12 protein-coding genes are annotated in these 12,819 nt (G+C 39.1%); 8 read left to right on the top strand and 4 right to left on the bottom strand.

Annotation, left to right across the window (positions count from 1 at the left end; genetic code table 11):
- Positions 1-151: 151 nt before the first annotated feature.
- From ACAM22_RS05185 to ACAM22_RS05165, 5 genes are all read left to right on the top strand, one after another.
- Positions 152-988, top strand: coding sequence for a PRD domain-containing protein (locus tag ACAM22_RS05185; protein ID WP_369606457.1), 837 nt, complete (start codon positions 152-154; stop codon positions 986-988).
- A gap of 35 nt (positions 989-1,023) precedes the next feature.
- The gene (locus ACAM22_RS05180; RefSeq protein WP_369606456.1) at positions 1,024-1,341 is read left to right on the top strand and encodes a PTS lactose/cellobiose transporter subunit IIA; all 318 of its coding nucleotides are present in this window, start codon (positions 1,024-1,026) and stop codon (positions 1,339-1,341) included.
- Positions 1,341-3,032, top strand: a complete 1,692-nt coding sequence (locus ACAM22_RS05175) for a lactose-specific PTS transporter subunit EIIC (protein ID WP_369606455.1) — start codon at positions 1,341-1,343, stop codon at positions 3,030-3,032. The genes ACAM22_RS05180 and ACAM22_RS05175 overlap by 1 nt, the downstream gene beginning before the upstream one ends.
- 461 nt (positions 3,033-3,493) lie before the next feature.
- Positions 3,494-4,900 carry a 6-phospho-beta-galactosidase gene (lacG, locus tag ACAM22_RS05170; RefSeq protein ID WP_172931988.1) on the top strand — a complete coding sequence of 469 codons (1,407 nt, stop codon included), beginning with the start codon at positions 3,494-3,496 and terminating at the stop codon, positions 4,898-4,900.
- Positions 4,901-4,942: 42 nt separating this feature from the next.
- The gene (locus tag ACAM22_RS05165) at positions 4,943-5,200 is read left to right on the top strand and encodes a DUF3884 family protein (RefSeq protein WP_369606454.1); all 258 of its coding nucleotides are present in this window, start codon (positions 4,943-4,945) and stop codon (positions 5,198-5,200) included.
- Positions 5,201-5,304: 104 nt separating this feature from the next.
- On the opposite strand, the gene ACAM22_RS05160 is transcribed toward ACAM22_RS05165, so the two are convergent.
- The 4 genes from ACAM22_RS05160 to nrdH form a co-directional block, all read right to left on the bottom strand.
- Positions 5,305-6,072: a DeoR/GlpR family DNA-binding transcription regulator gene (locus tag ACAM22_RS05160; RefSeq protein ID WP_000917573.1), complete on the bottom strand. Its 768-nt coding sequence runs from the start codon at positions 6,070-6,072 to the stop codon at positions 5,305-5,307.
- Between the two features lie 142 nt (positions 6,073-6,214).
- The gene (gene nrdF / locus ACAM22_RS05155; protein WP_369606453.1) at positions 6,215-7,177 is read right to left on the bottom strand and encodes a class 1b ribonucleoside-diphosphate reductase subunit beta; all 963 of its coding nucleotides are present in this window, start codon (positions 7,175-7,177) and stop codon (positions 6,215-6,217) included.
- Positions 7,178-7,371: 194 nt separating this feature from the next.
- A complete protein-coding gene (gene nrdE / locus ACAM22_RS05150) occupies positions 7,372-9,531 on the bottom strand; it encodes a class 1b ribonucleoside-diphosphate reductase subunit alpha (protein ID WP_369606452.1) in 2,160 nt (719 codons plus the stop codon).
- Positions 9,532-9,611: 80 nt separating this feature from the next.
- Positions 9,612-9,830, bottom strand: coding sequence for a glutaredoxin-like protein NrdH (gene nrdH / locus ACAM22_RS05145; RefSeq protein WP_000259240.1), 219 nt, complete (start codon positions 9,828-9,830; stop codon positions 9,612-9,614).
- Positions 9,831-10,180: 350 nt separating this feature from the next.
- On the opposite strand from nrdH, the gene ACAM22_RS05140 reads away from it, so the two are divergent.
- The 3 genes from ACAM22_RS05140 (at position 10,181) to ACAM22_RS05130 (ending at position 12,812) form a co-directional block, all read left to right on the top strand.
- The gene (locus ACAM22_RS05140) at positions 10,181-10,444 is read left to right on the top strand and encodes a phosphocarrier protein HPr (RefSeq protein ID WP_000146947.1); all 264 of its coding nucleotides are present in this window, start codon (positions 10,181-10,183) and stop codon (positions 10,442-10,444) included.
- A 5-nt stretch (positions 10,445-10,449) separates the two neighbouring features.
- Positions 10,450-12,183 (top strand): phosphoenolpyruvate--protein phosphotransferase, encoded by a 1,734-nt coding sequence (gene ptsP, locus ACAM22_RS05135; protein WP_261048157.1) that lies wholly within the window; start codon positions 10,450-10,452, stop codon positions 12,181-12,183.
- Positions 12,184-12,317: 134 nt separating this feature from the next.
- On the top strand, positions 12,318-12,812 hold the full coding sequence (locus ACAM22_RS05130; protein WP_000031471.1) for a YkgJ family cysteine cluster protein: 495 nt from the start codon (positions 12,318-12,320) through the stop codon (positions 12,810-12,812).
- Positions 12,813-12,819: the final 7 nt, after the last annotated feature.

Below are 12,819 nucleotides of genomic sequence, written 5' to 3'. Positions count from 1 at the left end.
TGTTATACTTAAATCACAAGTTAATACGAGGTGAGTGTTACTAAGTAATATTAGGCATGATCACGGATGAATTAGAAATCGGCTGATTTTCTAGTTCATTTGTGGTCATTTTTTGTACTCATATACCTTTAAGATATAAAAGGAGGTTGACATGTATCGAATTCTAAATCCAATGAATCACAATGTTTCACTTGTCAGAAATTATAAAGGAGAAGAGGTGATTGTAATTGGTAAGGGGATTGCATTCGGAAAGAAGAAGGGGGATTTGATTGCTGAACATCAGGTTGAGAAAATCTTTCGGATGAAGACCGAAGAGTCCAGAGAAAACTTTATGGCTCTCCTCAAAGATGTTCCGCTTGATTTTATCACAGTGACCTATGAGATTATTGATAAGCTTTCCAAGAAATATCACTATCCGATTCAAGAGTATCTCTATGTAACCTTGACAGATCATATTTACTGTTCTTACCAAGCTCTAACACAAGGAAGGTACAAGGATAGTAATCTGCCAGATATTTCTACCAAGTATCCTGTCGCTTTTCGAATTGCAAGTGAGGCTTTTGAAATTTATCGTCAGAAGCTAGCAGATCATTTTCCTGAGGACGAAATTATTCGGATTGCTTATCATTTCATCAATGCTGAGGGTGAGAATGAAGTCCAAGTGGTTGAGTCGATTGATAAGAGGAAAGAAATTCTCAGGAATGTTGAGGAAGTTCTAAAGGAATATGCAATTCAGCGAACCAAAGAGAATAACCATTTCTATGATCGCTTTATGATTCATTTGAATTATTTCTTGGATTATTTAGACAGATCTAGAGATGATAACCAATCACTTCTGGATATGGAAGATCATATTAAACAATCCTATCCAAAAGCCTTCGAGATTGGTTCCAAGATCTATTATGTGATTACGCAACATACGGGTCTTGATTTGTATAAAAGTGAACGAGTTTATCTAGTTCTACATATCCAACGTTTATTGTCATAAAAATTTAATTAAAACTATATAAGGAGAATTCTATCATGAATAGAGAAGAAGTAACATTGTTAGGTTTTGAAATCGTAGCCTATGCTGGCGATGCTCGTTCAAAACTATTGGAAGCTCTAAAGGCTGCTGAGGCTGGTGATTTTGTAAAAGCGGATAGCTTAGTTGAGGAAGCTGGTTCTTGCATTGCAGAAGCCCATCATGCCCAAACCAGTCTATTGACTAAGGAAGCTTCTGGTGAGGACTTAGCATATAGTGTGACCATGATGCATGGTCAAGACCACTTGATGACAACCATCTTGTTAAAAGATTTGATGCACCACTTAATCGAACTTTATAAGAGAGGAGTTAAGTAATGAATAAACTAATTGCATTTATCGAGAAAGGAAAGCCTTTCTTTGAGAAATTATCCCGTAATATCTATCTTCGTGCTATTCGAGATGGTTTCATTGCAGGAATGCCAGTCATTCTATTCTCAAGTATCTTTATCTTGATTGCCTTTGTACCAAACTCATGGGGATTTAAATGGTCTGATGATGTTGTTAATCTCCTCATGAAACCTTACAGCTATTCAATGGGGATTCTGGCTCTCTTGGTAGCTGGTACAACAGCTAAATCATTGACCGACTCAGTAAACCGTAGCATGGAGAAGACAAATCAAATCAACTATATGTCAACATTGTTGGCAGCAATTGTTGGTTTGTTGATGTTGGCAGCTGACCCTATCGAAAATGGCCTAGCTACTGGATTCTTGGGGACAAAAGGTTTGCTTTCAGCCTTCCTTGCTGCCTTTGTTACTGTAGCCATCTATAAGGTTTGTGTTAAGAACAACGTCACTATTCGTATGCCTGACGAAGTTCCACCAAATATCTCACAAGTCTTTAAAGATGTGATTCCATTCACTCTATCAGTGGTTTCTCTTTATGCTCTTGATTTACTAGCACGTCATTTTGTTGGTGCAAGCGTAGCTGAATCAATCGGTAAATTCTTTGCACCACTCTTCTCAGCAGCAGACGGATACCTTGGTATTACCATTATCTTTGGTGCCTTTGCCTTCTTCTGGTTTGTTGGGATTCATGGTCCATCTATCGTTGAACCAGCTATCGCAGCTATTACCTATGCCAATGCCGAAGTCAACTTGAACCTTCTCCAACAAGGGATGCACGCTGACAAGATTCTTACTTCTGGTACACAAATGTTTATCGTTACCATGGGTGGTACTGGTGCGACACTGGTTGTTCCATTCATGTTCATGTGGTTGACAAAATCCAAACGTAACCGTGCAATCGGTCGTGCTTCAGTAGTTCCAACCTTCTTCGGTGTAAATGAACCAATCTTGTTTGGTGCACCACTTGTATTGAACCCAATCTTCTTCATTCCATTTATCTTTGCTCCTATCGCGAACGTTTGGATCTTTAAATTCTTTATTGAGACTCTTGGAATGAACTCATTCACTGCTAATTTACCATGGACAACTCCAGCTCCACTAGGTCTAGTTCTTGGAACTAACTTCCAAGTTCTATCATTCATTCTTGCTGCCCTTCTAATCGTGGTTGACGTAGTCATTTACTACCCATTCCTTAAAGTATATGATGAACAAATTCTTGAAGAAGAGCGTTCAGGTAAGTCTAATGATGAATTGAAAGACAAAGTTGCTGCCAACTTCAACACTGCAAAAGCAGATGCTATTCTTGAAAAAGCGGGTGTAGAAGCAACACAAAATACCATCACTGAAGAAACAAATGTCCTCGTTCTCTGTGCAGGTGGAGGGACAAGTGGACTTCTTGCAAATGCTTTGAACAAGGCAGCTGCAGAATACAATGTCCCTGTGAAAGCAGCAGCAGGTGGCTATGGTGCTCACCGTGAAATGTTGCCAGAGTTTGATTTGGTTATCCTTGCCCCTCAAGTTGCTTCAAACTTTGAAGATATGAAAGCAGAAACAGATAAACTCGGTATTAAACTTGCCAAGACAGAAGGCGCTCAATACATCAAGTTAACCCGTGATGGAAAAGGTGCTCTAGCATTCGTGCAAGCTCAATTCGATTAACGATAGGGACTCTGAAACAGTCTCCTCTCGTTACGGAAATCGCTATTGCGAATTTCCTAATCGCCTTGTTAATTCGTCGGTAAAAAGATATCGTTTTTACCTTCTCATGTCACAATTCGATTAATAATAGGGACTCTGAAATAATCTCCTATCGTTACGGAAATCGCTATGGCGAATTTTCTAATCGCCTTATTAATTCGTCGGTAAAAAGATATCGTTTTTACGTCCTCATGTCACAATTCGATTAATAATAGGGACTCTGAAATAGTTTCCTCTCGTTACGCAAATTGTTATTGCGAACTTCCTAATCGCCTTGTTAATTCGTCAGTAAAAAGATATCGTTTTTACCTCCTCATGTCACAATTCGGTGACTTGCTACAAGAAGTGAGATGGAGAAGGATGGCTCACTGACTCCTCTCCTCTCACTTTTATTTTATTTAAATCAAGAAATAGGTGAAAAAATGACAAAAACATTACCAAAAGACTTTATTTTTGGTGGCGCAACAGCTGCCTATCAAGCAGAAGGCGCTACGCATACTGATGGTAAAGGACCAGTAGCGTGGGATAAGTATCTTGAAGATAACTACTGGTACACTGCAGAACCAGCCAGTGATTTTTACAATCGATACCCAGTTGACCTCAAGTTGGCAGAAGAGTATGGTGTCAATGGTATTCGAATTTCTATTGCCTGGTCACGTATTTTCCCGACTGGTTACGGCCAAGTAAATGCTAAAGGTGTTGAGTTTTATCATAATCTATTTGCGGAGTGCCACAAACGTCACGTTGAGCCCTTTGTAACTCTTCATCACTTTGACACGCCAGAAGCTCTCCACTCAAATGGAGACTTCTTAAACCGTGAAAATATCGAACACTTTGTAGACTACGCTGCATTCTGTTTTGAAGAATTTCCAGAAGTAAACTATTGGACAACCTTTAATGAAATTGGACCAATCGGTGATGGTCAATACTTGGTTGGTAAATTCCCTCCAGGTATTCAGTACGACCTTGCCAAAGTTTTCCAATCGCACCACAATATGATGGTTTCTCATGCGCGTGCAGTCAAGCTATATAAAGATAAAGGCTATAAAGGTGAAATTGGTGTTGTTCACGCTCTGCCAACTAAGTATCCTTTGGATCCTAAAAATCCAGCAGATGTTCGTGCAGCTGAGTTGGAAGATATCATCCACAATAAATTTATCTTGGATGCAACTTATCTAGGTCGTTATTCAGCTGAAACGATGGAAGGTGTCAACCATATCTTATCAGTCAATGGTGGTAGCTTAGATCTTCGTGAAGAAGATTTCACAGCATTAGAAGCTGCGAAAGACCTGAACGACTTCCTTGGAATTAATTACTATATGAGTGACTGGATGGAAGCATTTGATGGAGAAACTGAAATTATCCATAATGGTAAGGGTGAGAAAGGAAGCTCTAAATACCAAATCAAAGGTGTTGGTCGTCGTGTAGCTCCTGACTATGTACCACGTACAGACTGGGATTGGATTATCTATCCTCAAGGTTTATATGACCAAATCATGCGCGTGAAGAAAGATTATCCGAACTACAAGAAGATTTACATCACTGAAAATGGTCTTGGATATAAAGATGAGTTCGTTGATAACACTGTTTACGATGATGGTCGTATTGATTACGTGAAGCAACACTTGGAAGTTTTGTCTGATGCGATTGCAGATGGTGCTAATGTAAAAGGTTACTTCATTTGGTCATTAATGGATGTCTTCTCATGGTCAAATGGATATGAGAAACGTTACGGTCTCTTCTATGTAGACTTTGAAACTCAAGAACGTTATCCGAAGAAATCAGCTCACTGGTACAAGAAAGTAGCGGAAAGTCAGATTATAGACTAGTAGAATTAGTAATTAGATATAGAATTTTAGTGAGGCAAAAAGATGTTCAAAGATTTTATCCAATCTATTTATGAAAAAGTTTATATTATCAATTTTGATAAATGTTCTCAAATACCTTGTTTGACTAATGAGGAGCTGAAAAGACTTGGGAAATGGTATGTCTCTACCGGTAAAGAATGGATTTGCGATTCAGACTATGAGCTAGAAGAATTTAAAAATATCTTTTTAAATTTTATTAATCCTGAAGAATGGGATGATATCTCCTTTGATTCAGATTTTATGCCGTTTCAACAATCATAAAGAATCTAGGAAACTCTTTGTAAAAATCTTCATCAAAATATGCGTCATATCAAGATTCTTATTTTCTTGATATGACGCATTTTATTTTTTATCAATCCTCAGTTTTATGGTTTAGAAAGAATAATTTTTGTTTGTTTTGAAAGTTGTTCAAACGTTTCTTTGCTCAGTTTAGAATCTGAAACGATGGTATCAATATCAGAGATATTGTAGAAGGTATAGAAATCAAATTTATTGAACTTACTATTGTCAGCTAGTAAGTATTTTTTATTGGAATTGTTGAGGGCGATGCGTTGAGATTCACCTTCCTCTTCACTAAAGGTCGCAATCGCATTGTCCTTAATACCATTACAGCTAACGAAAGCTTTAGAAAATTGGAGATTAGCTAGGTTTTGCAAGGTTAGTGTTCCCACAAAGGCTCCAGTGATAGAGCGGTAGTTTCCACCGATTAAAATCAAATCTGTTAGTTTTCGTTCGTTTAAGATGAGAAAGACTGGTAAACTGTTTGTTACAACACGAATATTATCAATTGGAAGTTCACGGGCAAAAGATTCCAAGGTTGTCCCTGGACCAATAAAAATGGTTTCACCTTCATCGATTAAATGGCCTGCAAAACGGCTGATTTCTTGTTTTTCTGCGATTTGTAAGCTTTGTTTTTCAATGTTGGAACGTTCATTATTTAAAATAGAACCTGTGCGAATTTTCTCAGCTCCCCCGTGTACTCGAACAAGTAAATCTTTGTCTGCCAACTCTTGCAAGTAGCGTCTAGCAGTCATATCTGACACATCCAAGCGAGTCATGATTTCTTTTACAGTAATAGTTCCCTTTGTATTTACCGTTTCTAGAATATTATCTAGTTTTTCCTGCTTTAACATCGTTATCACCTCTATTTCTATTACTATTTTATCATAAAGTATTCAATCAATCAATTTAAAAAACAAAAGAAAACAAAAACAAAAATATCATGGTTGTTTTAAACAAACCATGATATTTGTTATCAGTTCTGGGATAAGTGAATTAGTCCAAACCGTAGTTGTAGTCATCGTCTTGCATGGCTTCAACTTCGCCAAGAAGGTAACCATTTCCGACTTGAGAGAAGAAGTCGTGGTTAGATGTTCCTGTTGAAATACCGTTCATGACGATTGGATTGACATCATCTGCTGAGTCTGGGAAAAGTGGATCTTGTCCCAGGTTCATGAGTGCCTTGTTAGCATTGTAGCGAAGGAAAGTTTTGACTTCTTCCGTCCAACCAACACCGTCATAGAGGCTCTCTGTATAACCTTCTTCATTCTCGTAAAGAGTATAGAGCAGATCGTACATCCATTCTTTGAGTTTTTCTTGCTCATCTTCAGGTAATTCATTGAAACCAAGTTGGAATTTGTAACCAATGTAAGTTCCGTGAACAGACTCATCACGAATGATCAATTTAATGATTTCCGCAACGTTGGCTAGTTTGTTGTTACCGAGATAGTAGAGGGGAGTGAAGAAACCAGAGTAGAAGAGGAAGGTTTCGAGGAAGACGCTGGCAACTTTCTTTTCAAGTGGGCTACCGTTTAGGTAGATTTCGTTGACAATCTCAGCCTTCTTTTGTAGGTAAGGATTGGTATTGGTCCATTCGAAAATTTCTTCAATCTCAGCCTTAGTATTTAAGGTAGAGAAGATTGATGAGTAAGATTTAGCGTGGACAGATTCCATAAATTGGATGTTATTGAAAACAGCTTCCTCATGTGGTGTACGGATGTCTGCGCGAAGGGCTTGAACCCCTGTTTCAGATTGCATAGTGTCTAGAAGGGTTAAACCACCAAAGACTTTGCCAACCAAGTCTTTTTCTACACTTGATAGCTTTCTCCAGTCATCCAAGTCATTTGACAAAGGAATACGTGTATCAAGCCAGAATTGCTCCGTCAGTTTTTCCCAAGTTGATTTGTCGATGACATCTTCGATGGCATTCCAGTTAATGGCTTTGTAGTAAGTTTCCATTTGAAATCTCTTTCTGTGTTTAATATTGCGAACTCACAATTGTTTCTATTTTATCATAATTCTAGAGGAGTATCGCACAAAAAGTCGGAAGCCCGACTTTTTTATTTTTTCATAGTATAGATGCTTATTCCAGTCTAGTTTAGCAGGGTGAATGAATCACTAATCTGAGAAAATGGAGTTTCCTCAAGCAAAGATTAAATCACACAGCTTTCACATTGGTTAGCACCGACTTCCCCACCGTCATCTGTAAAGGTCCGGACGTAGTAAATAGACTTGATACCCTTGTTAAAGGCATAGTTACGAAGGATAGACAAGTCACGTGTCGTTTGTTTGTTTTCTTTCTTCCATTCGTAAAGACCTTTTGGAATGTCACTACGCATGAAGAGTGTGAGTGAAAGTCCTTGGTCCACGTGCTCAGTTGCAGCTGCATAGACATCAATCACTTTACGCATATCCATGTCGTAAGCAGAAGTGTAGTAAGGAATGGTTTCTGTTGACAAGCCAGCAGCAGGATAGTAGATTTTACCGATTTTCTTTTCTTGACGTTCTTCGATACGTTGCGTAATCGGGTGGATAGAAGCAGAAACGTCGTTGATATAGCTGATAGAACCATTCGGTGCTACAGCAAGACGATTTTGGTGGTAAAGACCATCTGCTTGAACCTTGTCACGAAGTTCAGCCCAGTCAGCAGCACTCGGAATAAAGACATCTTTGAAGAGTTCTTTAACACGGTCTGATTTTGGAACAAACTCGCCAGTCACATACTTGTCGAAGTAGCTTCCGTTAGCATAGTCTGATTTTTCAAAGTTATGGAAGGTAATACCACGTTCACGCGCAATATTGTTTGACTCAACCAAGGTCCAGTAGTTCATAAGCATAAAGTAGATGCTGGTAAACTCAACAGACTCAGGTGATCCATACTCAATCAGTTGTTGGGCAAGGTAGCTGTGAAGTCCCATGGCACCAAGACCAAAGGTATGAGCTTGGCTATTTCCGTGGTCGATAGTAGGAACAGCTACAATGTGTGAACTATCTGTAACGAAAGTAAGGGCACGAACCATAGCACGGATTGAGCGACCAAAATCAGGTGAGGTCATCATATTGACTACGTTGGTTGAACCAAGGTTACATGAAACGTCCGTTCCCATTTGAAGGAATTCTTGAGCATCGTTGATCAAGCTTGGTTCTTGGACTTGAAGAATCTCAGAACACAAGTTACTCATGATAATCTTACCATCAACAGGATTTGCACGGTTAGCCGTATCGATGTTGACTACATAAGGGTAGCCAGACTCTTGTTGCAATTTAGAGATTTCAGTTTCCAAATCACGCGCCTTGATTTTTGTCTTACGGATTTTTGGATTTGCGACCAATTCATCGTATTTTTCAGTGATGTCGATGTAGTTAAATGGCACACCGTATTCAAGTTCTACAGAGTATGGGCTGAAGAGGTACATTTCTTCATTTTTACGTGCTAATTCGTAGAATTTATCGGGTACTACAACACCAAGTGAAAGGGTCTTAACACGAACTTTTTCATCGGCGTTTTCTTTCTTAGTTGAAAGGAAGGCGATAATATCTGGGTGGAAGACGTTGAGGTAGACAACACCAGCACCTTGACGTTGACCCAATTGGTTTGAGTAAGAGAAGCTATCTTCGAAAAGTTTCATAACTGGAACGACCCCAGAAGCAGCTCCTTCATAGCCTTTGATAGGTGCACCAGCTTCACGAAGGTTGCTGAGGGAAATTCCCACACCACCACCGATACGTGAAAGTTGAAGAGCTGAGTTGATAGAACGTCCAATAGAGTTCATATCATCTGTGACCTGAATCAAGAAACAGGATACCAACTCCCCACGACGAGCACGTCCAGCATTCAAGAAGGAAGGAGTAGCAGGTTGGTAGCGTTGGTGGATGATTTCATTGGCAATATCGATGGCAATAGCTTCATTCCCATCAGCAAAATAAAGGGCGTTAAAGAAGACACGGTCTTCCATGCTTTCAAGATAATATTCACCGTCGTTAGTTTTCAAAGCATACTGATTGTAAAATTTATAGGCTGCCATGAAAGACTTGAATTGGAAGTTTTGGTCTTTGATAAATTGAGACAATTCTTCCAAAAATTCTGGACGGTATTTCTTGATAAAGGCTGTTTCGATGTAGTTGTGTTCAATGAGGTAGTTGATTTTATCCTTGATTGAATCAAAAACCATAGTGTTTGGAACTACATTTTCTTTAAAGAAGGCATCCAAGGCTTCCTTATCTTTATGAAGCATGATTTGTCCATTGACAGGACGGTTGATTTCGTTATTGAGACGGAAGTAAGTCACGTCCTCAAGATGTTTTAATCCCATAAAATTTCCCTTATCTAATTACAAAAGAAAGGCTTCTAAGTTAGCCCTAGAAGCAGTTTCTTCTGGATGATGTACTAAGATTATGCTAATTGTTTCAGTTTTCCTGGTTGGAAACCTGAAAAGACTTCAGTTGGTGTTTGGATAACAGGAGCTGCGCTGAAACCGAGCTCTTTAACTTGATCGATGTATTCAGGTTGCTCATCAAGATTGATTTCACGATAAGCGACATTATTACTGTCCAAGAAGCGTTTGGTCATTTTACATTGGACACAGTTGTTTTTAGAATAAACGGTTACCATTGTGTAACTCCTCTTTCAAAATAGATTACTTTCTTAGTATATCAGAAAATAAATTTTTGTCAATGATTTAAAACTAAATATAGTGGTCAATTTTTCTACTCAAGGCCACAAAACACAATATGTAGTGTTTGTTTTGTGAAATAGTAATGATTATCCTACAAGTAGTTTTTTGGAAAACTATATCCTGTGTTTTGTTATCTAGAATAGAAGATTTTCAGGAAGTTATCTGAAAGGAAATCGAATAAATCCCATAAAATGCTTGAAAAAAATCCTAGAAGATGATATAATACCAAATTGTAAGGGTTATCACATATAACTCAAAAAAGAAAGAACAAAAGGAGAGTCAAACTATGGCTTCTAAAGATTTCCACGTAGTGGCAGAAACAGGTATTCACGCACGTCCAGCAACATTGTTGGTACAAACTGCTAGCAAATTTGCTTCAGATATCACTCTTGAGTACAAAGGTAAATCAGTTAACCTTAAATCAATCATGGGTGTTATGAGTCTTGGTGTTGGCCAAGGTGCTGACGTAACTATCTCAGCTGAAGGTGCAGATGCAGATGACGCTATCGCTGCAATCTCAGAAACAATGGAAAAAGAAGGATTGGCATAAGGAAAATGACAGAAATGCTTAAAGGAATCGCGGCATCTGACGGTGTTGCAGTTGCAAAAGCATATCTACTCGTTCAACCGGATTTGTCATTCGAGACTATTTCAGTCGAAGATACAAACGCAGAAGAGGCTCGTTTGGATGTAGCTCTTGAAGCTTCTCAAAACGAGCTTTCTCTTATCCGTGAGAAAGCTGTAGGTACGCTTGGTGAAGAAGCGGCTCAAGTTTTTGACGCTCATTTGATGGTTCTTTCTGACCCAGAATTGATTGGTCAGATTAAAGAAACAATCCGTGCTAAGAAAGTCAATGCAGAAGCAGGTCTTAAAGAAGTGACTGACATGTTCATCACTATCTTTGAAGGTATGGAAGACAACCCATACATGCAAGAACGTGCAGCGGATATCCGCGACGTGACAAAACGTGTATTGGCAAACCTTCTTGGTAAGAAATTGCCAAACCCAGCTTCTATCAACGAAGAAGTAATCGTAATTGCGCATGACTTGACACCATCTGATACAGCTCAATTGGACAAAAACTTTGTAAAAGCTTTTGTAACTAACATCGGTGGACGTACAAGCCACTCAGCTATCATGGCACGTACACTTGAAATTGCAGCTGTATTGGGAACAAATAACATCACTGAAATCGTTAAAGACGGTGATATCCTTGCCGTTAACGGAATCACTGGTGAAGTGATTATCAACCCAACAGATGAACAAGCGGCTGAATTTAAAGCAGCTGGTGAAGCTTATGCTAAACAAAAAGCTGAATGGGCACTTTTGAAAGATGCTCAAACAGTGACTGCTGACGGTAAACACTTCGAGTTGGCTGCTAACATCGGTACTCCAAAAGACGTTGAAGGTGTTAACAACAATGGTGCAGAAGCTGTTGGACTTTACCGTACAGAGTTCTTGTACATGGATTCTCAAGATTTCCCAACAGAAGACGAGCAGTATGAAGCATACAAGGCTGTTCTTGAGGGAATGAATGGTAAACCAGTCGTTGTTCGTACAATGGATATCGGTGGAGATAAGGAACTTCCTTACTTCGATATGCCACACGAAATGAACCCATTCCTTGGATTCCGTGCCCTTCGTATCTCTATTTCTGAAACTGGAGATGCAATGTTCCGTACACAAATCCGTGCCCTTCTTCGTGCTTCTGTTCATGGTCAATTGCGTATCATGTTCCCAATGGTTGCCCTCTTGAAAGAATTCCGTGCAGCTAAAGCAGTTTATGAAGAAGAAAAAGCAAACCTTCTTGCTGAAGGTGTTGCAGTTGCGGATGACATCCAAGTTGGTATCATGATTGAAATCCCTGCAGCAGCTATGCTTGCAGACCAATTTGCAAAAGAAGTAGACTTTATGTCAATTGGTACAAACGACTTGATCCAATACTCAATGGCAGCAGACCGTATGAATGAGCAAGTTTCATACCTTTACCAACCATATAACCCATCAATCCTTCGCTTGATCAACAACGTTATCAAGGCAGCACACGCTGAAGGTAAATGGGCTGGTATGTGTGGTGAGATGGCTGGTGACCAAAAAGCTGTTCCACTTCTTGTCGGAATGGGCTTGGATGAGTTCTCTATGTCAGCAACATCAGTCCTTCGTACACGTAGTTTGATGAAGAAATTGGACACTGCTAAGATGGAAGAGTACGCTAACCGTGCCCTTACAGAGTGTTCAACAATGGAAGAAGTTCTTGAACTTCAAAAAGAATACGTTAATTTCGATTAATGTCATTAACCTTGTAACCTAGTTGCAAGGTTTTTTTGACGCATTTTAGAAAAGTATAGTCTTATAAAGTACACTTTTAAATGCTCCGGAGGCATGGTATAATAGGGGAAAGTAATTAGAATAAGAGAGAAGCCATGTCTAAAGAAATTGATATTGAGTACTACCACCAGCTAGCCTTGCAAAAGCAGAAGGAGCATCGAAAAGTTTTAGCAAATTTAAAGAAAAAGCCACCAAAAAATCTAGATAAGATAGCCCAGCAGATTCACGAGGAAGTCTTTGCGGAGATTGATTGTACGGCCTGTGCTAACTGTTGTAAGACATTGGGGCCTGATTTTAAAGAAGCGGATATTACACGAATCGCCAAGTATTTTAAGATGAAATTACCTGCTTTTGAAGCGGAGTTTCTGCAGGTAGATGAAGATGGTGATAAGGTTTTTAAATCCATGCCTTGTCCCTTTCTAGGAGGAGATAATCTCTGTTCCATCTATGATGTTCGTCCCAAGGCCTGCCGAGAGTTCCCCCATACAGATCGCAAAAAGATCCATCAAATCAACCATTTGACGATTAAGAATACTTTGACCTGTCCAGCAGCCTATCTCTTTGTTGAGAAATTAAAGGATAAGTTATAGAGATTTA

This window comes from Streptococcus sp. SN-1, assembly GCF_041154385.1.
In the GTDB taxonomy this organism is placed as follows: domain Bacteria; phylum Bacillota; class Bacilli; order Lactobacillales; family Streptococcaceae; genus Streptococcus; species Streptococcus mitis_CT.
The sequence above is the reverse complement of the archived record's forward strand: the minus strand, read 5'-3'. Positions and strand labels throughout refer to the sequence as shown.

Excerpts from the sequence above, each read along its gene's own strand:
- ACAM22_RS05185 (WP_369606457.1), top strand. The coding sequence starts at position 152 with ATGTATCGAATTCTAAATCCAATGAATCACAATGTTTCACTTGTCAGA.
- ACAM22_RS05180 (WP_369606456.1), top strand. The coding sequence starts at position 1,024 with ATGAATAGAGAAGAAGTAACATTGTTAGGTTTTGAAATCGTAGCCTAT.
- ACAM22_RS05175 (WP_369606455.1), top strand. The coding sequence starts at position 1,341 with ATGAATAAACTAATTGCATTTATCGAGAAAGGAAAGCCTTTCTTTGAG.
- lacG (WP_172931988.1), top strand. The coding sequence starts at position 3,494 with ATGACAAAAACATTACCAAAAGACTTTATTTTTGGTGGCGCAACAGCT.
- ACAM22_RS05165 (WP_369606454.1), top strand. The coding sequence starts at position 4,943 with ATGTTCAAAGATTTTATCCAATCTATTTATGAAAAAGTTTATATTATC.
- ACAM22_RS05160 (WP_000917573.1), bottom strand. The coding sequence starts at position 6,072 with ATGTTAAAGCAGGAAAAACTAGATAATATTCTAGAAACGGTAAATACA.
- nrdF (WP_369606453.1), bottom strand. The coding sequence starts at position 7,177 with ATGGAAACTTACTACAAAGCCATTAACTGGAATGCCATCGAAGATGTC.
- nrdE (WP_369606452.1), bottom strand. The coding sequence starts at position 9,531 with ATGGGATTAAAACATCTTGAGGACGTGACTTACTTCCGTCTCAATAAC.
- nrdH (WP_000259240.1), bottom strand. The coding sequence starts at position 9,830 with ATGGTAACCGTTTATTCTAAAAACAACTGTGTCCAATGTAAAATGACC.
- ACAM22_RS05140 (WP_000146947.1), top strand. The coding sequence starts at position 10,181 with ATGGCTTCTAAAGATTTCCACGTAGTGGCAGAAACAGGTATTCACGCA.
- ptsP (WP_261048157.1), top strand. The coding sequence starts at position 10,450 with ATGACAGAAATGCTTAAAGGAATCGCGGCATCTGACGGTGTTGCAGTT.
- ACAM22_RS05130 (WP_000031471.1), top strand. The coding sequence starts at position 12,318 with ATGTCTAAAGAAATTGATATTGAGTACTACCACCAGCTAGCCTTGCAA.